Below are 21,956 nucleotides of genomic sequence, written 5' to 3'. Positions count from 1 at the left end.
GCCTCCGCACCGAGTTATACATGGTTCGGACGAAGTATAGGAAATAGTTTTCCATTTGAAAATAGGCGTCGTGCGACGGACCAGACCTCTATGCCAAATGCTAGAATCGCGGTCGACACCACTATGTTGCCCGCCGATGTCCAGGAAGAAATCCGCACCGAACTGACCCCGGAGGCTATCCGCGAACAGCTTGAGATTCTGGTGCGGGACCACGTCTTCCGTTCCAGCAAGCGGTCGGTGCAGTTTCTCCGGGATGTCGTCGAAGAGACGCTGCGGGGTGCGGCTGAACATATCAAGGAACGCACGATCGGCGTCGAGGTCTTCGGTCGCGAACCCTCGTACGACACCAACGTCGACCACGTCGTCCGCACGGCGGCCATTGAGCTCCGCAAGCGGTTGGCGATCTACTACGGCGACCCGAAACATCGCTCGGAACTGCGCATGAGCCTCGTTCCTGGCTCGTACGTCCCACACTTCGCGCCGCCGTCCGAGGTTGAACCTGCTCCGGAGATGCCGCACGCACTCCCCGCCGCTGCCGAAGAGTCCGCGCCAGGAATCGAGCCAGTGCCGGTACGACGGGTTCTGCCCTGGGTGATGGCCGGAACAACTGTGGTTTTGCTCGCCTGCATCCTTCTTGGTTATCGCTGGTTGCACGCACCAGGCGCGCAGGACCTGTTCTGGGCACCGGTTGTCGATACGCCGGGAACGGTGCTTATCGCCGTCGGCGACGTCCCCAATGGACCTCCCAGCCCGCCCGTTGCGGGGGAGGGACGACCGGGAGACATCCCCGTCATCCATAAGACCTCATCCCCCTCCGTGCCGTTCGCCGATATGGTCACCGTCGCCCGGGTGCTCGGCATCCTGGACTCCCGAGGCAAGAAGGTCATCATCCGACAGGAGTCGGTCAGCTCCTTCTCCGACCTGCGCGAAGGTCCAGTTGTCCTGATCGGTGCCTTCAACAACGAGTGGAGCCTCCGTCTCAGCCGTCAGATGCGCTATACCCTCGCTCTCGATCCAGATCAACACCTCATCTATATAAGAGATACGAAGAATCCCGACCAGCGCACGTGGGCCTGGGGGACGGATAAATCGACCCAACATCAGGGGGAGTCCGGGGGGCCACCTCTTCAGGACTACGCCCTGATCTCTCGGATCTGGAACTCCGAGACCGGTCACATCGTGGTCGTCATCGGAGGCCTATACACCTACGGCACCCAGGCCGCAGGGGAACTCCTCAGCAACCCGCAACTGATGCAGGCAGTCGCCAAAGCCGCTCCTCTGGACAAGGCGCACGCCAATCTCCAGATCGTCCTGGGCACGACCGTCACCGACGGAACACCGGGTCCGCCAAGGGTGTTGGCCGTCTCGCAAGAGTAAATTGCCAATAAAAGCGCAATTCCTGACAGTCAGGAACCGTGTCTGTCTCACGTGTGGTCTCCCTGCCACCGTACAAACCTCACGCTTGAGCTCATCCCCTTCCGTTCGTTGCGAAAGATATGAGGGGTGGCCAGGGAAGACCTTCAGGGGAGACCGCAATGACCCATCGCCGCACCAGAATTCTGGCTTTCATCGTCTTTTGTACCCTCACTCTCTTTGCATCGCAGGGTGCCTTTGCCCAGGGGCTTGGACGCATCAGTGGCGTCGTGACCGATCCGTCGGGTGCCTCTGTCGGCAAGGCGACGGTCACGGCTACACGGAGCGGCACCGGTGAAGTGACCGAGGTGACCAGCGACGCCGGAGGTTCCTATGTCTTCCCGTCGCTTCCACCGGCCCAGTACAACGTGTCGGCCAAGGCTGCCGGCTTCTCCCAATTCAGGGCGCCCGATACCGTTCTCCAGGCCGATCAAGCCCTGACGCTCAATATCGTCCTCAAGCTGGGTGCCTCTACTGAGGTGGTTACCGTGACCTCCGCCGCGCCGCAGATCGACGTCACCACCGGAACGCTCTCGCAGGTCATCGATGAGCGCCGCGTGAACGATCTCCCGCTCAATGGACGCAACGCCGCCGCGCTCACCGTTCTGGTCCCGGGCGTCGTGGTTGCCCCCAGCGCCAACATCGATCAAGGCCAGACCAAGACATTCCCCACCGTCGCCGCCGTGACCATCAATGGCACACGCGCCAACCAGGTGAATTACATGCTCGATGGAGGCAACAACGTTGACGAGTACACGAACGTCAACGCGCCCTTCCCATTCCCCGACGTCCTCCAGGAGTTTTCGGTGCAGACCTCCAACTACAGCGCCGAGTATGGCCAGAATGCTGGCGGCGTGGTCAACATCATCACCCGTGGCGGCGGTAATCGGTTCCATGGAGATGCATTTGAGTTCGTCCGCAACCGCGTATTCAACGCGGCGAACTACTTCGCCTACAACAACGGCGTCAAGACAGTCGACCCCCTGAAGCGCAATCAGTTCGGTGGAACCCTCAACGGTCCAATCTCCATTCCGCACCTCTACGAGGGCAAGGATAAGTCCTTCTTTTCCTTCGGGGTACAGGCTACCCGTCTGCGGACCAACGGCGTGGGCGGAACTGCTTTCCTGCCGACACCTGCGCAGTTGGCTGGAACCTTTACCGGCCTTTCAAGCCCCATCATCAACCCGTTGACGAAGACCGCTTATCCCTGCACTCCCACCGGGACGACCTATACCTGCCAGATCAACCCGGCCGACTACTCCAAGCCGTCGCTCGCGCTCCTCAAATATCTGCCCACCATCTCTGGTGCCGACGGGACGTACCAGTTCTTCCGCCCCAGCAAGCAGAATTTCATCGAGTACACGGGCCGCGTGGACCACGCCGTCACCTCGCGGGACCGCCTTACGCTGCGGTACTTCTACGACAGCTTCGACAACGCCGGTGTGCTGAATCTTGCGAATCTGCTCAGCTATTCGGATCAGGCATCCATCCGCTACCACAACGCGCTCGTCTCCGAGACCCACACCTTCAGCTCCAGCCTGCTGAACAACTTCTCGCTCAGCTATCAGATCGAGAACGCCTCCCGTGGACCCGTTGCCGGCGCGCCCTCGGTTGCTGACTTCGGTGTCAACATCTGGCAGCCTGCCTTCAAACAGATCAACCAGATCGCGGTCGCCAGCTACTTCACTATCGGCGACAACCCCGCCGCCAGCTTTCGTCGCAACAACTACACTCTGGCGGATGACCTGCACTGGGTGAAGGGCAATCACAGCCTCAGCTTCGGCTTTCACGGCGAACTCGCCAAGGTGGACGTCGACAATCAGTTCCAGCAGCCCGGGCAATTCCAGTTTGGCAGCAACCTCCTGGTTTCAAACCCCTTAGCCGACTTTCTCCTCGGTGGCCTCACCGGATTCCAGCAGGCCTCCGGACAATACTTCAATAACCGTTATCACGTCACCGGCTACTACGCGCAGGATAGCTGGAAGGTGAACCGCCACCTCACGCTCAACTACGGCATCCGGTACGAGCCCTTCTCGCCGCAGCATGAGGTAAAGGGACGCCAGGGCATGTTCGACCCCGCCCGCCGTGCCGCCGGCACCATCTCCATCACGCATCCCACCGCGCTCGCCGGACTCGTCTTCCCGGGCGACCCAGGATTCATCAACAACATGGTGCCGGCTATCCTGACGCACTTCATGCCTCGTTTCGGCTTTGCGTATGATGTGTTCGGTGATGGCCGGACCTCTGTTCGCGGCGGCTTCGGTCAGTTCTACGACACCCGCCTTCCCGGCGTCTTCGATAACATCTTTGCCAATTCGGTTCCGTTCGTCGCGGCGGTCAACGTTACGTTCCCGTCGGGCGCTCCGGCTGACTTCGTCAATCCGTATAACAGCATCTCGGGCGGCAATCCGTTTCCTGCACCACAGCCCCCTCCGGCCAACTACTTCACGCTGGGCAACTACCAGGCGCAGAGCTACAGCACTTTCAGCCCATCGACCTTCCGCCTGCCGGTCAGCTATTCCACGAACCTGACGGTGGAACAGCAGTTCACGAACACGATCTCCGGACACTTCGCCTATGTGGGGTCGCGCAGCCTGCACCAGTATGTGCCGACTGACATCAACCCCACCTACAACCAGGGTGCGGCGGCCGGACAGCGCGTCTACTTCTCCACGATCCCAACCCAGAACTACCCCAACCAGATCGCCACGACCGACACCGGTGGCAACGCAATCTACCACTCACTCCAGGCTTCGTTGCAGAAGCGCGTCAGCCAGGGACTCACTGCTTTTGTGAACTACACCTGGTCGAAGGCGATCGACAACTTCCCGTTCGGTGCTTCGGCGACGGCTGTCGTTCCCGGTAACGGGTATGTGTTGCCAATCTACGAGCCGAACTACAAGCGTCTGGACCGCGGTCCTTCGGACTATGACCATCGCAACGTGCTCACCGTCTCTTATGTCTGGCAGCTTCCAAAGTGGAAGGGCGGCAACGCCTGGACGCGTTACGTCGTCAATGGCTGGCAGACCAATGGCATCTTCGCGATGCGCTCGGGTGATCCTCTCACGGTCACCGGAACGACCGGCAACAGCGGAACCAGTCTGAACCGCGAGCGCGCCGTATGGAACGGGCAAACTGCGTACGGTGGCAATGCCTGCGCAGGCATCTCGACGCCATGCAAGAACTACCTGAATCCAGCCAACTTCTCCTCTAACCCCAAGTACACTGCGAACTTGCCTCTTTCGTATGGCAACGTGACGAAGGGAAGCTTCGTGGGGCCGCGCTATGCCAACTGGGACGTGAGCATCATGCGTCTCTTTCCCATCCGTGAGGCGACGCAGTTCCAGTTCCGTGCGGAGTACTTCAACGTGTTGAACCACACGAACTTCGGGGATCCCAACCAGTCGCAGGCCAACGGCGCCTTCGGTCGAGTGACCTCGACCAACGGTGATCCACGTATCGCGCAGATGTCGATGAAGCTTCTCTTCTAGTTCTGTGAAGGGTGGGGGCGCATTGCCTTCACCCTCTTTTTCAAAGGCAAGAACTTGCACGATTGCCGAAGACTCGAGGGCGCCGCGTGAAGATCCTGAAGTCCCTGATCCTGTTTTGCTGTTGTACCTCACTTTCCGCGCAGACGTATAAGAATCCCGTACTCCTGGCCGATTACTCCGATCCCGATGTCATCCGCGATGGCAACGATTACTACCTGATCGCCTCAAGCTTTCACTTCGTTCCTGGTATTCCGATCCTGCATTCGAAGGATCTTGTGCATTGGGAGCTCTCCGGGCACGTCGTCCAGCGCCTGAACTTCAGTCCCGCCTATGACATGGTGGGTGGCAACCGCTATGCGGGAGGTATCTGGGCACCCTCCGTGCGATTTCACCAAGGGCTTTTTTACGTCTACTTCCCAACGCCTGCGGAAGGCATCTTCGTCAGTACCGCGCCGAAAATGACAGGACCATGGACCGAGCCCGTGGCGGTGATCGCCGGACCTGGGTTCGAGGATCCGTGTCCATTCTGGGATGACGATGGCAAGGCCTGGCTCGTACACTCCCGTCTGGGCGCTGGTCCGCTAATCCTGCATCGGATGGCAGAGGACGGCAAGTCCGTTCTCGATGCGGGCAGAGTGATCGTACAAGACCCCAAAGCGCTCCCGACTCTTGAAGGCCCCAAGTTCTACAAGCGGAACGGGTGGTATTACATCTTCGCTCCCATGGGCGGCGTGGGCGAAGGCTCTCAGGCCGTTCTGCGCGCTCGCAACATCGAAGGCCCGTACGAGCATCGCATCGTGCTCTCGCAGGGAGACACGAAGATCAATGGTCCACACCAGGGTGGGTACGTGGAAACTCCCGATGGACGCGGCTGGTTCCTGCACTTTCAGCAGAGGGGAGCGCAGGGACGCATCGTGCATCTGGAGCCCGTGGTTTGGAAGGACGATTGGCCGATCATAGGCAACGTTGGCGAACCGGTGAGCGAGGGGCCGTTGCCGGTCGCGATCTCCGGTGCCGCGAAGATGAAACCGCAGACTTCCGATGATTTCAACGCCCCGACGCTCTCACCGATGTGGGAGTGGAACCACAATCCCGAGGACACGCTGTGGTCACTCAAGGAGCATAAAGGATACCTGCGGATGCATCCTGGATATGCCTTCGACCTCATGCACGCGCGCAACACGCTGACGGAAGTGATGCAGGATGAAGCGCTCGACTTTACGGTGCGCATGGATGCAAGGCATATGAAGGATGGCGATCATGCTGGCATTAGCCTCTTCGACAGAAGCCTTAGCTCATTGGCCGTGGTGCAGAAGGCAGAAGGGAAGCAACTCATCTTTACCTCGATGGGCCACGAGACCCCCGGACCGCCAATCTCCACGGGAACGATCGAACTGAGCCTTCGCTTCAACGGAGATACCGTGAGCTACTTCTACAGCGTGAACGAGGGCAAGACGTTTCTTCCGCTGGGAACGCCGGTTCGCATGGCGTTCAGTTGGTGGAAGGGAGCACGTCCTGCGATCTTCTCCTACACCACCGACTCCCAGCCACACCCGAATCATTTCGTCGATATCGACTGGGCGCACTACACGGCTCAATAAGCCTCGGAGAACGCCGCGCGCATGCGTCCGATGCTGCGGTCGAGTTCTTCGTGAAGCCGTCTCTTCGTTGCTTCGCCGAGTGCCGCGTCGATCTCCCGCTGTGCCTTCTGCCACAGCGGTTTCGCCTCGGCAAGAATGGTCTTGCCGGCCTTGGCGAGAGTCACGGACTTCGAACGGCGGTCGACTCCCGCCCCTACCGTCACATAGCCGCAGCGCTCCAGCGGTGACAGGTTGCGGGTGAGCGTGGTGCGCTCCATCTCCAACGCGTCGGCAAGCTCGGAGATGGAGGGGGAGTCCATCCTCGCAACGTGGGACAAGATGCTGTACTGACCGACGTTCAATCCCATGGGGGCAAGATGTCTATCGTATAAACGCGATGCGATGCGTGCTGTCTTTCTCAGCCGCCCACAGGTGCAGCCGCACTCGTCCGTCGTGTTCATCGCAACCTCCAATCCGCCTGCGTCTATCAGTGTAGATACACCGCAGCCCTTCGGCTAGTGAGACGGTGGTGCCTTGTCTCCGGCCTTGAAGTTCTTCGTCAGAAAAATCAAAGGCGCAGCACACAGCGTGATAATCGCCAGGATGTGGAAACAGTCCATGAAGGCAAGCAGCCGCGTCTGGTTATAGAGTTGCGTGTAGAAGCGTGCGGTCGCGGCCTTCATGGCACCAGCCTGCGAGAACCCATGGACCTGGAGATAGTTCGCGGTCTGCTGGATCGCTGCACGCAGTCCCGGGCTGGATGCCGTTAGGTTTGCCCCAACGCTGGCTTGGTGGAAGTTCTGCCGGCGCTCGCTGACGGAGACCACCAGTGCGATCCCGAAGCTGCCTCCCCAGTTGCGGAAAAAGTTCGTCAGCGACGAGGCTTTGTTGTTCTGGTCGGGCCGTAGCTGCGAGTAGGTCATGACCGAGAGTGGCACGAAGAAGAACGCATAGCCAAGACCTTGGAGGGCTCTCGCCAGGGCATAGTGCTTGTAATCGGTGGCCAAGTTGAAGTGGCTGTAATGCAGCATGGAGAGCCCAATGACCACGGTCGCGCCGAAGAGCAGGATACGCGGATGGACGATGTTTCTCTGGACCAGTTGTGCCCCGACCGGAGCGAGAAAGGTAATAACCAGAGCACCAGGTCCCAGGACGAGTCCTGCGTCGATGGCGCGGTATCCGTAGAGCGATTGCAGCAACTGGGGAATCATCGTCGTTGTTGCGAAGAGACCGAGGCCGAACATGAAGTAGAAGACGCTGGATATGGCGAAGTTGCGCGTCTTCAGCATGCGGAAGTCGATGACGGGATCGTCCTGCCGCAACTCCCAGAAGACCGCGCCCACAAGCCCAGTTAGGCCGATGACAAACATCCAACAGATGAACGGCGAGCCGAACCAGTCGTCGATCTCACCACGGTCGAGCATGATCTCGAGCGCCGCTGACCCAACCGCGATCAACGCAATGCCGACACTGTCGATGTTGAGCTTGCCGTTGACCCGCACCTTCTTTCGCTCCTCCTGGAAGGCCGGGGGATCATGGACGAAGCGGTTGGTGAAGTAGAGCGAGATGAGTCCGATGGGAATGTTGATGAGGAAGACCCAGCGCCAGTTGTAGTTATCCGTGATCCATCCACCCAGCACGGGGCCGATCGCCGGTGCGGTCACGATGGCGACGGTGTAGAGAGCAAATGCCGAGGCCCGCTTGGCCGGCTCGAAGGTATCGACCAGAATCGCTTGTTCGACGGGCGCGAGGCCACCGCCACCGATGCCTTGCAGCACGCGGGCCAGAAGCATGATGTTCAGCGTGGGTGCAACGCCGCAGAGGAAAGACGTGATGGTGAACAGGGCCACGCAGGCCATGTAGTAATTCTTACGTCCGAAGACTCGTGACAGCCACGCCGAGAGGGGAAGCACCACGGCGTTGGCGACCAGATAGGTGGTCAGGATCCACGTCACTTCGTCGTAAGAGCGTCCCAGGCCACCTGCGATGTAGGGCAGGGACACGTTGGCGATGGAGGTGTCGAGCAACTCCATGAAGGTGGCCAGCGTGACGGTGAGGGCTACGACCCAGGGGTTGATCGCCGGACGGGATCGAACCTGAATCTCGGGTATGCTGACCGCGGTTGCCATGGGTTATCGTGCTCCTCTGTGCCAATGGGGCACCTGAAAGGTGTATATGCACTAGATGGGGCAGCGCCAAAGAAGATGCAGAGATTTGGCCGCGCGAAATCGCCAGGACTGGAGTCTGGGCGAGCAGACCCTGGACGAGTTGCCGTGGGACGGCGATGCGTCCGAAGGTGTTTTACGCAGGCAAAACGAGGTCGATCTTCCTCCCGTTCTCACTCTGGCCATAGAATAGCCAGATCATGACAGTCGATCCCCAATCCGGCCTCGAAAGCTGCGCTGTGCTCATCCCGGCGCGCGAACCGGAGCCATCCCTGACGAGTATCGTGTCGGGGCTTATCGACGCCGGTTTCGGTGCGGTGATCGTGTTGGATGATGGGAGTTCTGCAGGATGTCGTCCGCTCTTCGAGTCCGTCGCATGCCTGCCTCGTGTCCATTTTCTCCAGCATGCCGTCAATCTCGGCAAAGGTCGGGCGCTCAAAACCGGCATCAACAACTTTCTGTCTCAGCTCCCGGAGTTGACACATCTTCTGACGGCCGATGCGGACGGACAACACCTGGTCGCCGACATCGTTCGCGTCGCACAAGCGGCGCTGGCTGCCAACGGGCAGGTAATCCTAGGCGTGCGTGTCTTCGCCGCGGATGTGCCTCTGCGCAGCCGCTTCGGGAACCTGCTGACACGGCAGGTCTTCGCGCTCGTGACAGGAACGAAGCTGGCCGATACGCAGACTGGGCTACGCGCCTTTCCGCGAGCGGTGCTGGCCGATCTGATGCTATTGGAGGGGGAACGCTACGAGTATGAGATGACGGTCCTCGCCCATCTCTGCAGGCAGGGCAATCGCCTCGTCGAGGTCCCCATCGAGACCGTCTATCTGGACGGCAACAAAAGCTCGCACTTCGATCCCATACGCGATTCGATGCGGATCTACTTCGTGCTCGCCCGCTTCTACCTCTCGTCGATCCTGGCGGCGGGCATCGACTTTGCGGGCTTCACGCTGGCCTATGCCATCACGCATCATGTGCTGACCAGCGTCGTCTTCGGTCGCCTCAGCTCGCTGGTGAACTTCGCTCTCAACAAGAAGTTCGTCTTCCAGAGCCACGGCTCCGTCAAAGGAGCCCTCTGGCGCTATTACCTTCTGGTGGTGGGCATCGGAGGTCTTTCCTATGGCTCGATCTTCGCACTCCACACCTATCTTAATTGGAACGTCTTCGTGGCCAAATTCACGGTCGATGTGCTGCTTTCGTTGGTCAGCTTCTCGATGCAGCGGACGTTCGTCTTTCGCAATCGCCGCGAGGCGTAACCGATCTCAGCGCCCCGCCTTCTGCTTCTGCGAGAGCGACCACGCCAGGTTGTTCTTCGCGAGTTGAAAGTCAGGCTTGAGGGCAATCGCGCGTTTCGCCGCATTGATCGCCTGGTCCCACTTCTGCTCCGATTCATACGCCGCGGCGATGTTGTTCCAGGCCTCCGGAAAGTTCGGCCTAAGCGCCAGTGCCGCACGCGCTGCTGCGATGCTCTCGTCGAACCTGCCTGCCTGATTCAGTCGCAGTGAATCGTTCAGAAAGTCCTCTGGTGTCTTCGTTCCCGCAGGCTGCGTGGCTTTCGCCGTATAGGCGTTGAGGTTGTTCTTTGCAATCTGCAAGTCCGGATTGATCTCGAGTGCCATCTTCTCATTGGCGATGGCGTTCTTCAGGTCACCCATCTCCGCATAGTCCGCGCCGATGTTGTTGTAGGCCTCCGCCAGCTTCGGATCGATGTCCAGAGCCTTCTTTGCGGATGCGATCGACTGCTGGTAGGCGTGGTTCTGGTACTGGGTGAGCGACATCTGAAGCCACATGGGTGCGCCCTGGAGTGCAGGACCGGCAAGGGCTAGCTTTACCTCGACGTTCCCGGGATCGAGCCGCAGTACCTCCTGCTCCTCGGCCTTCGTACCCGCTAGATCGCCCGCTTTTGCCAGCGCTTCAACCAGCAGAGTCCTCTGCATCATCCGTGATCCGTTGACCGCGACGGCCTTCCGCAGCACTGCGATCGCCTCGGGAAGCCGTCCCTTCGCGATGAGGTAACGACCATAGTAAGCGAGGGGAGTATCGTCAGCTGGAGCGAGTTGAATCGCCCGCAGAAAGTGTCCATCTGCCTGACCATCGTTGCCCATCGCCGCCGTAACGACACCAAGGTTCACCTCGAGCGTCGCATAGTTCGGAGTCAGCAACAGAGCCCTTTGAAACAGGTCCAGGGCCTCCGGATACTTGCCGATGTTCATCTGGGTAAGTCCATAGATCATGAGTCCGCGGCCGTTCTTCGGCGACTTCTCCACGTCATCCCGCCACAGCGACTCCTCGGTCCTCCATACGGTATTCCGGACGTGCGTTCCCCACCCATAGGCTGCGAGTATGACCACGACCGCCGCACCCGCCCAGGCGCGTCTCTCACCGCGGGGTATCCACCGCCGCACAGCCTCGCCCAGCAGACATATCGCAGCCAGAACCAGCCCGACGAAGGAAAAGAACATCCGGTGGTCGTTCTCCACCTCCGACAGCGGATAGAGTGAGGTGGGCAACTGCGTCACCACGAACCAAAGCAGGCCGAACGCCACCGGTCGCAGGGCTCTCCGTTGCAGCGACGCCCATATCCCCATCGCCAGCCCGGCCAGAAACACGAAGCCGACGAGCGCGCGCAGCCCGAACTCCGTGAAAACCTGCAGGTCGGTATCGACGTTCAGATGCACAGGAAGGAACAGGGCATCACAGTAGCGAAGCCATACGTATGGCTGGGTCATCCTGTAATCCCAGGGGGAAAGGATCGACGGCGCAAAGCTCTTTGGGGTCATGTGCGATTCGAACGCCAGCAGAGCTCCTGTCAACGCGACAGCAGGCAGCGCCGCCATCAGCGCTCGCCGCGCGGCAGCCCACGTTGCACGCTCTTCTTCCATGAGCAGCACATACAGAAATAAAAGCACCGGAAACACGGCCGCAGGCGGCTTGGAGAGGAGCGCCGGCGCAACCGGAGCGAGGTAGATCCCAGTCTTCCGCAGCGCGGGCCAGCGGGCGTAAATCGTGAGCGACGCTACGCAGCCCAGGGTGCAATACAGATCGCCGCGCTGGATGACATAGTTCACGGTCTCTGCCATCGCTGGATGCAGGCCGTACCAGGCCGCGCCGGCGATCGCGATCCAGTCGTTATGCCCCCCAGGCGTGGTCCGGTCCAGAATCATCCGGTAGAGAAAGAACAGGCAGATGACCTGTAACAAAAACAGCAGAAACGTCGAAATATGGAACCAAAGCGGACCGTATCCGTGCCCCAGGGCATAGTCCAGCGCCAGCATCGTCGAGACGATCGGCCTGTAGGTCCGGTTGGCCGGCAGAACGCTGAATGTCGTGGCGTCGGTAAAGAAACGCGGGATATTTCCTAAGGAGCGGATCGAGGGATTGTCGACGACGGTATGGAAGTCATCGAAGTGGAATGTGTTGTGAAAATGGTTCGCATACGCGGCAAAGACAGCGACAAGGACAAGCGCGAGCAGCGCCATGGGCTTCTTCTTCAATGCACCAATACCTGCCAGTGGGGAACTCTCGCGAGTGTAGCAAATCCGTCTTCTATCCTGCTTCTCGCTAGGCTCATTCTGCTACGGGGATTACCCCCGTGCATAAAATTCACACGATGGAGGAAGATATCTTCCCATTCACGAGCTAGCGTGATAGGCTTCACAGCGTCAACAAAGTACATAAAACGATCCCCGCTTTTTTCTTACCGCTCTGCGGCAAACTCCCTTCGGTTGCCACATTTAGGCCCAACGCCCAAGCCCGCAATGATCTTGCGTAGGCTAGCGCGGTTTTATGTCTTCAAAAAAGCTAAAAGCCCAGTTGGGCAGAGCAAGCAAGGTATGTGGAGCGGCAAATGACGAAGCAGCGGGTGATGAAGTTTGGCGTAGCGGTCCTCCTGGCGATGTTTGGTGTACGTGCAGCGCAGGCCACCGATGTAACCCTTGTTGGGGATGCCCACGTGTACTCCGGCCGCCCCCTCACCAACTACGGTGGAGTCTCGAACCTCGCAGTGGGAAGCGGCAATACAGCGCTCATGCAGTTCGATCTGTCCGCTCTTCCGGCTGCGACCCTCTCCTCCCAGATCGCCCGGGCTTCGCTTCGCTTGTATGTGAACCGCGTCTACACGCCCGGTACCGTCAACCTCGCGCCGATCACGAGTGCCTGGAGCGAGTTCGCCGTGACGTATGCCTCCATCCCTACCCTTGGCGCGACGGCTTCAAGCTTTTCGGTCACAAGCAACGATCAGTACGTCACCATCGACGTGACGGCCTTGGTGCAGGGCTGGGTTTCGTCTCCTGCGTCAAACTTCGGCGTTGCTCTTTCAGCGCCGACGGCGAACGCTCTCTTCGACTCCAAGGAGAACGATGAGACGGCGCACGTTCCGCTTCTGGATGTCACCATCACCTCGCAGGGGCCGACTGGAGCAACAGGAGCCACTGGTGCGACTGGCCCACAGGGTATCCAGGGTCTAACCGGAGCTACCGGTCCACAGGGCATTCAAGGCATTCAGGGTGTGACCGGACCTCAGGGAATCCAGGGCATTCAGGGATTCACGGGGGCGACCGGAGCAGTTGGTGCACAGGGTGTTACCGGTGTCACTGGCGCTCAGGGCCTCACTGGACCTAGCGGTTCGACTGGTCTAACCGGAGCCACGGGTGCGACCGGGGCGCAGGGCGTTACCGGTGCGACTGGACTGACGGGTTCCACCGGAGCAACGGGAGTGACTGGAGCAACAGGTGCGACCGGAGCAACGGGTGTTACCGGGTCGACTGGCGTTACTGGCGCGACCGGCTCTACCGGTGTGACTGGCTCCACGGGAGCAATCGGCGCGACAGGCGTTACGGGCTCAACCGGCGCAACGGGGGCGAATGGCGTAACCGGAGCAACTGGCTCCACTGGAGTCACAGGTTCTACCGGAGCAACGGGCGTTACCGGCGCAACCGGTGCGACCGGAGTGACGGGTGCTACCGGTTCTACTGGCGCGACTGGTTCGACGGGCGTTACTGGAGCAACGGGCTCTACCGGTGCGACTGGATCCACGGGGGCAACCGGCGCGACGGGTGTTACCGGCGCAACCGGTGCGACCGGAGTAACGGGTGTTACCGGTTCTACGGGTGCGACTGGGGCGACTGGCGTTACTGGTGCGACCGGCTCCACCGGAGTTACAGGTTCTACCGGCGTCACGGGTAGCATTGGTGTGACTGGCTCTACCGGTGCAACGGGCGCGACCGGATCCACGGGAGCGGGTGTCAACTTCAAGGGAGCCTGGTCCAATACCCAGACTTTTGCAGTCAATGATATTGCGACGTATCCATCGACCAACGGCTCGGCGTACATCAATATCGTTGCCGTCACGTCGCTTCCAGGTACATCGCCCGACGTCGACACGACTCACTGGAAGCTGTTTGTTCCTGCTGGCTCGGTTGGTGCGACCGGTGTAACCGGTTCCGTCGGCGCGACCGGAGCGACTGGCATTGGACTGATGGGTGCCACGGGGGCTACCGGTGCTAACGGTGTCACCGGCTCGACCGGAGCTACAGGGGCTACGGGCGTCACTGGCGCGATCGGTTTCACCGGTGCTACGGGCGCTACGGGTGCCACCGGAACAACCGGTGCCACGGGCGCTACAGGTGCTACCGGTGTGCACTACACCGGTTCCTATAGCAATAGCTCTACCTACAGCGCGAACGATGTCGTCCTCTACAACAACGCTCTGTACATCGACATCTTCACGGGTGGCACCGTCAGTGCCGATCCGCCAACAGACACCACCTTCTGGGCTGTACTTCTCCCCTCGGGAGCCACCGGCCCGACCGGTGCAAACGGAGCCGCCAGCACGGTGGCTGGTCCGAGCGGGCCAGCGGGCCCAGCGGGTGCAACAGGGCCAGCGGGTGCCACCGGACCGTCGTCCGCGTCAACCCCCGCCACCAGCTTCAGCTTGGGCGTCCCTTACTCGGTCTATCCCCACGCCGTCAATGCCACGGGCTTCAACTGTTCTCCGATGGGAGGGCCAGCATGCGTGACCACAGCGGCCATTACCGGTGCCTATTCGTACCTCCCGCTTGCCTGCACGGCACACCTCACGATCTACTCCCCTGGGGCTAACACGTACACCTTGTACGAAGGGCCCTATGTGAGTTCGTCGAATCCGGGCACGTCGCTGGGAAGCTGCACAACGACCGCCGGAGGTACCTGCTCGATCAACCCGTCGCCTCAACTGCCCGCTGGGACGAATCTCTACATTCTGGCGCCCGCGAATGGCTTCTTCACATCGGCCTTCTCCTGCCAGTAACAATCAACCCGGTGTTCCACATCCGTTCTTACGATGTGGAGCACCCGGGCCGCACGTTGTCTCATTGTGATCACGATTTAACCGCACCGAAGGGGACCGCAGGCGATGAACAAGAGAAGGCTGGAAGTCGCGGCTGGTCTCCCGGAGGGGAAGATGCTCGATCGGGCTTTTGAAATGGGGAGCAGGGTAGGGCCGAAGACGTTTGCACTCTTCACCCGCATGGCTCTCGTTGCAGCGTCGCTGACCGTTCCCTTTGCGCGGCCCTTGAGCGCCCAAACGTCCGCTCAGTTACGCGCTTTGTCGAATCAGCAAGTTGCGAGCGGTGTTGAGGCGACGACTGTTCCTGTTTCTGTTCCTGCTGGTCTTGCGTACGATGCAGTGGGGAACCTTTATATCGCAGCGATGAACGATCAGGTGATCCGGAAGGTTGACCTGAACGGGATAATCACGACGGTGGTTGGCACCGGCGAGCAGGGTTTTGGTGGCGATGGTGGTGCTGCGCTCTCGGCGCAGCTTGACTCCCCGGCCGGTATCGCGATCGACGGCTCCGGCAACCTGTATATCGCGGACTCGCATAACCACCGGATTCGCGAGGTGGTGAACGGTGTGATCAGCACCATCGCGGGCACGGGCACGGCAGGCTTCTCCGGCGATGGAGCCGCCGCGACGAGCGCGCAGTTGAACCTTCCCACCGCCGTCAGCGTCGATGCTTCCGGCAACCTGTACATCGCGGACACGAACAACCAGCGCATCCGCAAGGTGGTGGCGGGTACGATCACGACGGTCGCGGGTACTGGCGAACAGATCTACTCCGGCGATGGTGGCCCCGCTCTTCTGGCCGGTCTCGATTCGCCCAACGGCGTTGCGGCCGATACGCTGGTCGCAGGCAAGTTCTACATCGGCGATACGCATAACCAGCGGGTTCGCCAGGTGGATGCCTCCGGGATCATCAGCACGCTGGCGGGCACGGGCACGAAGGCCTTCTCGGGCGACGGTTCGAGCGGTGTGGGAGCCGGCCTCGCTCGGCCCCGCGGCCTGGCCGTGGACACCAGCGGTCGCATCCTGATCGCGGACTCCGACAACAACCGCGTGCGGCTTCTCGCCAACGGTACTATCGCGACGATCGCGGGGGACGGTGAGCAGACCTTTGCGGGGGACACGGGTCTGGCGATCGACGCGGCTCTCGATACACCGCGTACCACCGCCGTGAGCAACTCCGGCCTCATCGCCCTGACCGATACGAACAACCAGCGCGTGCGGGGCATCACCCTGTCCGGCGCCATCGCGACGCTGGCCGGCATCGCTCCCAGCTCGACCGAGTCGCTGGTGCTGAGCGGCGTCACCAGCACGGTCTACGGCAGCGGCTCGTTGACCGCCACATTCAACTACGGCAGCGCCACGGCGACCGGAACGGTAACGCTTCTCGATGGCACGACCGCAGCCGGCACCGCAACGTTCAGCAGCAACACCGCTACGTTCTCGCTGGCGACCCTGACCGCCGGCCAGCACACCCTTACGGCGTCCTACGCGGGCGATACGAACAACCCGGCGATCGTCAGCGGCGTGTACCTCGTCACGGTGACGCCGCTTGCCATTGTCGCCACGGCGAACCCGGTCTCGATCCTGTACGGTCAGCCGATTCCCACGCTGACCGGCACCCTGACGGGCGTCCTTCCCGCCGATACAGCCAACGTCACGGCGGTCTTCGCGACGACCGCGACGCAGGGTTCGCAGACCGGCCTCTATCCCATCACGGTGTCGCTGACGGGCTCCGCCGCGCCCAACTATAGCGTCTCTCTCGTGACGGGCGGCCAGAGCGGCCCCGACGGTGTCACCATCGCGCCGGCCTCCAGCAGGACAGTTCTGACGACCTCGAACGCCTCCCCGGCCTACTCGGTCTCGACGACGCTGACCGCGACCGTCACGGCCTCGACGAGCGGCACGGCGACCGGAACGGTCCAGTTCCTGAACGGTGCCACGGTCCTCGGGACATCGGCCCTGAACGCCGGCGGTGTTGCAACGCTGCCGGTCTCGACCCTTCCCCTGGGCGTCAACTCGGTCACGGCGGTCTACTCGGGCGATACCAACCTGACCACCAGCACCTCCGCCTCCGTCACGGAGACGGTGACGCCGTTTGCCCTGGTCGCCACGGCGAACCCGGTCTCGGTGCTCTACGGCCAGCCGATCCCGGCGTTGACCGGCACGCTCACCGGCGTCGCCCAGGCGGATGCGGCGAACGTCACGGCGGTCTTCGCGACGACCGCCACGCAGGGCGCGCGCTCCGGCGTCTATCCGATCACGGTGACGCTGACGGGCTCCGCCGCAGCCAACTACACGGTCTCGCTCTCGGGTACGCCAGCCGTCACCATCGCGGCGGCTGGAAGCAGGACGGTCCTCGCGAGCTCGAACGCCTCCATCGTCTTCTCCACGCCCATCACGCTGACCGCGACGGTCACGTCCCTGACGAGCGGGACGCCGACCGGAACGGTGCAGTTCCTGAACGGCACCACGGTGCTCGGCACGGTGGCGGTGAACGCCGGCGGCGTCGCAACGCTTGTGGTCTCGACCCTGCCGATCGGCGTGAACGCGCTCACCGCGGTCTACGCGGGCGATACGAACTTCGCGACCAGCGCGTCGACGGCGATCGCGGAGACGGTGGGGTCCTCCGACTTCAGCTTCAACCTCGCCACCGGCGGCAACGGCACGCAGACGGTCACGCCCGGCCTGAGCGCAACCTTCCCCTTCACGGTCGCGCCGACGCTGGCGACCTTCCCGCAGGCCGTGACCTTCACGGTCTCCGGTCTGCCGCCGGGCGCGACCTACACGCTGTCGCCGGCCTCGATCGCGGCGGGCGCCGGAAGCACGGCGATGACCCTGACGGTGCAGACCTCGAACCTGGCCGGCAAGCTGGCTCCCGCGCCCATGCCCCGGCGCCACGGATGGCCCGCGGTTGCCCTGGGACTGCTGTTGCTGCCCTTCGGTACGCGTCGCTTCCGGCGTCTGTCCAGGCGCTTCAGCAGGCGCGGTCTGATGTTGGTCTGGATGGTCTTCGGTCTGGCGGCCGCGGGTGCTCTCTCGGGTTGCGGTGCAGGCGGGTTCTTCAACCAGCAGCAGCAGAGCTACAACATCGTGGTCACCGCGACAAGCGGATCGATCTCGCACACGGCCAGCGTCACGCTGACCGTGCAGTAAGGAGAACGGATGGCAAGCACACGGTTCGGCTGGGCTCTGTTGGCAGTTGCGCTGACGGCTTCGGCCATGGCGCAGAGTAAGCCAACGGTCGGGGAGAAGAGCAGCCGTCTGGATCTGTCGGTGAACTACGTGGCCGACATCGCCAACGCGCGCCCTGGAGCGTGCGGCTGCTTCGCCCTTCAGGGTGGAGGCACGGAGGAGGCGTTCTTCTTCCTTCCCAACGCGGCGGCGGTGGTGGATGTCTCGGTCGTCCACACGTCCAAGGTCAGCGGCACCAACGCTGGCCTTGGACTGGCGACGTTCCTGGCTGGACCACGCTATGCAATCCGTAACAAGAGTCGTTACACACCCTATGTGCAGGCGTTGATCGGCGGTGTGGTCGGCTTCGACGGACTGTTCCCAGGCCAAACCTCCACAACCGCCAAGTCCTTCGCCATCACCGTCGGAGGAGGGCTCGAGATGAAATACAACCAAAGGCTCTCCGTCCGCTGGATCGAAGCAAACTACCTCTCCACACACCTCCCAAACAACACAACAAACCAGCAAAACAACCTCAAACTATCCACCGGAATCACCCTACACTTCAAATAAAAAAACACAAAAGCACGCTGGCTGCTTGAGACAATGACAACCGCCTCAAGCAGCCAACGTACGTTTGAAGAAGAAAATCGGAAAGAAAGTTAGCGGTCGCGGGAGGTGACAAAGCCCGGCACCCAGAGCAGCGCGCGCTTGGCGTCGGTGTCAGGAAGCATGCTGAGCGAGAGCCGTGCGGCCTCGGCGTAGGCACATGCCGTGTCCATCGCATATGCGATCGACCCATGGCGATGCAGAATCTCGAGGATCTGCACATGCGACACACGATCAAAGCTACGGTCGGCAAGCACCGTGCGGATGGCTTCCCGATCGGCTCCTGTGCCGCGCTCAAGTGCGTGGATCACCGCGAGTGTCGCCTTGCCTTCGCGAAGGTCCGAGGCGACGGGCTTGCCGAGAACGTTTTCGGCTGCCGTCAGGTCGAGAACATCGTCGACGATCTGGAACGCGAGTCCAAGGTTACGGCCGTACTCGCCGAGGTGCGACTCGATATCGTCATCGGCGTGCGTGATGGCTGCACCAAGCTGCATCGAAACCTTGAAGAGGCAAGCCGTCTTGCGGTAGATCAGGTCGAAGTATTCTTCTTCGTTGATGAGGTGGCCGAGTTTCTCCATCTGGAGCAACTCGCCTTCGACCATCTGCTTGGTCAGCGAGATGAGGTAGTCGAGTACCTTGAAGTTGCGCTCTTCAAGTGCGGCTTCGAAGGCTTGCATGTAGAGCCAGTCGCCGGCCAGCACGCACTTGGAGTTGCCCCAGGTGGTATTTGCTGATGGCCGGCCGCGGCGCATATCAGCTTCGTCGATGATGTCGTCGTGCACCAGGGTCGCGGTGTGCAGCATCTCAACGACGGCGCCGAGCCGAATGCGGCTGTGATTCTCGCATCCGAGGGCCTTCGCGGAGAGCAAAAGGAGCAGGGGACGAATGCGCTTGCCGCCGCCCGACATGAGGTACGTCGCGATATCCGTGACGACTTCGATCGGAGATGCGGACTGCTGCGAGAACTCGCGCTCGATGGCGGCGAGGTCGTCGGCAAGGAGGTCTTTGACTTCCTCTGCGGTCGCGATGGAGAGCGTGCTCACTCTGAGTAACAGACTAACAGGACGTTCACCTGCATCCGGTAATCGGCCTGATGCGAAGACCAGGGCCGTTTGATGGGAGCGACAAGGTGAGCGCGGATTGAAGCCCTGCGCTCACCGCCGCGATTAGTTCGAGCGGAAGTTCGTGAACTGAATTTCGACGCCGAAGTCGCCGCCGCGGAGCTTGGCCATAATCTGCTGCAGGACGTCGCGATCCTTGGAGACCACGCGTACAGTGTCACCCTGGATGCTGGCCTGCGCCTTCAGCTTCGAATCTTTGACCACCGCGACGATTTTCTTCGCGTTGTCGGAGGCGATGCCCTGCTTCAGCTTGATTTTCTGGCGGACAGAGGAGTTAGAGGCCGGTTCGATCTTTTCATACTCGAGGTTTTTCAACGAGATGCCACGCTTGACCAGCTTTTGCGAGAGGATCTCGATGACGGCTGACAGGGTGTACTCGTCCTGCGACGCGAGTTGGATGGCCTCATCCCCATCTGCCAACTCGATCTTCGACTTCGAGCTCTTGAGGTCGAAGCGGGCGTTCACCTCTTTGCTGGCCTGATCGATGGCGTTTTTCACTTCCTGGAGCTCTACTTTGCTGACGACGTCGAAGCTGTTATCTGCTGCCATATCCTTATGTTTCCTCGAAGGCGATTCTACCGCATGGTGGTGGGGAAGAGGCGGTGGAAGTTGTTTGTTGTCAGTTCGGCGAGGGCTTCGGTGGTGAGGCCGCGAAGGTTGGCTAAAAGGCTGGCGGTGTGGGTGACCAGGGCTGGCTCGTTGCGCTGTCCGCGGTAGGGGATAGGGGCCAGGAAAGGGGAGTCGGTCTCTACCAAAATGCGGTTTTCCGGGGCTTTCTGGGCAGCCTGGCGGATTTCGTCGGACTTGGGATAGGTGAGATTTCCGGCGAATGACAGGTAGAAACCGGCCTCGACGGACCGTGCGGCGTGGTCCACAGAACCAGAAAAACAGTGCATAATTCCCTGGTTGGACGTGGGCCAATGTGTGGAAAGTATGGACAAAAGATCCTCCCATGCGTCGGCGTCGCCGTACTTCGCCTTGGCGTCGGGGCGGGCGAGCTCAGAGGTGCGGCAGTGGATGAGGATCGGCTTGCGGAGGTCGTTGGCGATCTTCAACTGGGAGATGAAGGCAGCCTGCTGGGTGGGGATGTCGGGGTTGTCGAAGTGGTAGTAGTCGAGGCCGATCTCGCCGATTGCGATGACTTTGGGGTCGGCAGCGAGGCGAGCGAGGTCGGCGAGGGCCTCCGGAGTGGCCTGGTGAGCCTCCTGAGGATGGATGCCGACCGAGGCGAAGATCGCGGGCACACCGGTGTGGGACTTGGCGATGGCGAGGGCCTGATGCATGGTTTCGGGGCCTTCGCCGATGCCGATGGCGAGAATGGTGGAGATGTTCTCGTCACGGGCACGAGCGAGGACAGCTTCTAGGTCTTCGAAGCTGTCCAGGTGGGCGTGTGAGTCGATGAGCATGCGTTGTCTTATTTCTCGCTTGGGGTGGGGGCGATGAGGCCCTTGAGACGCAGGTAGAAGGAGAGGATGGCGTACTGCTCGTTGTCATGCGAGACGTTGCCCCAGGCTGCGCCGATGCGCGAACGCTTGTTGGGGCCGATCTGGATCGCCTCAGTGACGTTGGTGTCGGTGAGGGTGGCGTAGGCCTTGTCGCAGAGGTCGAAGGAGGCCTTCAGGCTGGCGACGATGGTGGCCTTGTCGGCGGTGTCTGCAGGAACCATCTCGGACTCGAACTTTGTACCGAGCAGGGCGGAGCAGGTGTGGGACTGAGCTTCGGTGACGTGGTTGACAACGCGGGCGTAGGTGCGGATGTCGAGGCCGGCCTTGTAGCCGTAGTCTTCGGCCGGCATCTTTTCCGCCGCCTTCACGATGTTGCCTTTGAGATTGGTGTAGCTGCGCAGGACCTCACCGGCCGGACCGAGGTAGGGAGCGGGAGCGGTGGGGCCGTGGGCCATCTGGGCGCAGACAGGGATCGAGAGGGCTCCGGAGATCGAAAGGGAGGCGAGGACGGCGAGGGACGAGATGCGCTTCATGGATGGAATCCCCTTTGTGGGCAGTTAAGCTGGTGTGCAAGCTCAGGGTACCCGGAGGGACGGGATGGGACAAGGGGTTGATATATTTTGATTCGGCTCG

General features: G+C 61.2%; 14 protein-coding genes. 7 read left to right on the top strand and 7 right to left on the bottom strand.

All coding sequences use genetic code 11. The features are described from left to right. Positions 1-90: 90 nt before the first annotated feature. The 3 genes from BM400_RS16395 (at position 91) to BM400_RS16385 (ending at position 6,505) form a co-directional block, all read left to right on the top strand. Complete coding sequence (locus BM400_RS16395; protein ID WP_141223973.1) at positions 91-1,377, top strand: DotU family type IV/VI secretion system protein; 1,287 nt, start codon at positions 91-93, stop codon at positions 1,375-1,377. Between the two features lie 158 nt (positions 1,378-1,535). Next, positions 1,536-4,904, top strand: a complete 3,369-nt coding sequence (locus BM400_RS16390) for a TonB-dependent receptor (protein WP_175529064.1) — start codon at positions 1,536-1,538, stop codon at positions 4,902-4,904. A gap of 86 nt (positions 4,905-4,990) precedes the next feature. Further along, entirely contained in the window at positions 4,991-6,505 is a 1,515-nt protein-coding gene (locus tag BM400_RS16385) for a glycoside hydrolase family 43 protein (protein WP_089840744.1), read from the top strand. Here BM400_RS16385 and BM400_RS16380 read toward each other — a convergent pair. Beyond that, positions 6,499-6,852 carry a MarR family winged helix-turn-helix transcriptional regulator gene (locus BM400_RS16380; protein ID WP_245781916.1) on the bottom strand — a complete coding sequence of 118 codons (354 nt, stop codon included), beginning with the start codon at positions 6,850-6,852 and terminating at the stop codon, positions 6,499-6,501. The two genes, BM400_RS16385 and BM400_RS16380, sit on opposite strands and share 7 nt — an antisense overlap. A 147-nt stretch (positions 6,853-6,999) precedes the next feature. Continuing rightward, the gene (locus BM400_RS16375) at positions 7,000-8,613 is read right to left on the bottom strand and encodes a DHA2 family efflux MFS transporter permease subunit (protein WP_089840739.1); all 1,614 of its coding nucleotides are present in this window, start codon (positions 8,611-8,613) and stop codon (positions 7,000-7,002) included. Between the two features lie 236 nt (positions 8,614-8,849). Between BM400_RS16375 and BM400_RS16370 the strand changes: the two genes are divergently transcribed. Then, on the top strand, positions 8,850-9,908 hold the full coding sequence (locus tag BM400_RS16370; RefSeq protein ID WP_089840737.1) for a bifunctional glycosyltransferase family 2/GtrA family protein: 1,059 nt from the start codon (positions 8,850-8,852) through the stop codon (positions 9,906-9,908). Between the two features lie 6 nt (positions 9,909-9,914). On the opposite strand, the gene BM400_RS16365 is transcribed toward BM400_RS16370, so the two are convergent. Next, positions 9,915-12,131 (bottom strand): tetratricopeptide repeat protein, encoded by a 2,217-nt coding sequence (locus BM400_RS16365; protein WP_141223972.1) that lies wholly within the window; start codon positions 12,129-12,131, stop codon positions 9,915-9,917. 368 nt (positions 12,132-12,499) lie between these two features. On the opposite strand from BM400_RS16365, the gene BM400_RS22855 reads away from it, so the two are divergent. From BM400_RS22855 to BM400_RS16350, 3 genes are all read left to right on the top strand, one after another. After that, positions 12,500-14,938, top strand: coding sequence for a DNRLRE domain-containing protein (locus BM400_RS22855; protein ID WP_089840730.1), 2,439 nt, complete (start codon positions 12,500-12,502; stop codon positions 14,936-14,938). A gap of 105 nt (positions 14,939-15,043) precedes the next feature. Continuing rightward, the gene (locus tag BM400_RS16355) at positions 15,044-18,130 is read left to right on the top strand and encodes an Ig-like domain repeat protein (RefSeq protein ID WP_089840728.1); all 3,087 of its coding nucleotides are present in this window, start codon (positions 15,044-15,046) and stop codon (positions 18,128-18,130) included. Positions 18,131-18,139: 9 nt separating this feature from the next. Then, on the top strand, positions 18,140-18,721 hold the full coding sequence (locus BM400_RS16350; protein ID WP_089840726.1) for a hypothetical protein: 582 nt from the start codon (positions 18,140-18,142) through the stop codon (positions 18,719-18,721). 89 nt (positions 18,722-18,810) lie between these two features. Here the strand turns inward: BM400_RS16350 and BM400_RS16345 are convergent, their stop codons facing one another. The 4 genes from BM400_RS16345 to BM400_RS16330 all read right to left on the bottom strand — a co-directional run bounded on the left by BM400_RS16345 (position 18,811) and on the right by BM400_RS16330 (position 21,856). Next, positions 18,811-19,800 (bottom strand): polyprenyl synthetase family protein, encoded by a 990-nt coding sequence (locus tag BM400_RS16345; RefSeq protein WP_089840723.1) that lies wholly within the window; start codon positions 19,798-19,800, stop codon positions 18,811-18,813. Positions 19,801-19,923: 123 nt separating this feature from the next. Further along, entirely contained in the window at positions 19,924-20,427 is a 504-nt protein-coding gene (locus tag BM400_RS16340; protein ID WP_089840721.1) for a YajQ family cyclic di-GMP-binding protein, read from the bottom strand. A gap of 26 nt (positions 20,428-20,453) precedes the next feature. Next, complete coding sequence (locus BM400_RS16335) at positions 20,454-21,284, bottom strand: TatD family hydrolase (protein ID WP_089840719.1); 831 nt, start codon at positions 21,282-21,284, stop codon at positions 20,454-20,456. An 8-nt stretch (positions 21,285-21,292) separates the two neighbouring features. Then, positions 21,293-21,856, bottom strand: a complete 564-nt coding sequence (locus tag BM400_RS16330; protein WP_089840717.1) for a DinB family protein — start codon at positions 21,854-21,856, stop codon at positions 21,293-21,295. Positions 21,857-21,956 lie beyond the last annotated feature (100 nt).

The organism is Granulicella pectinivorans, from assembly GCF_900114625.1.
Taxonomy (GTDB): domain Bacteria; phylum Acidobacteriota; class Terriglobia; order Terriglobales; family Acidobacteriaceae; genus Edaphobacter; species Edaphobacter pectinivorans.
This window is presented reverse-complemented; position numbering and strand designations above follow the sequence as displayed.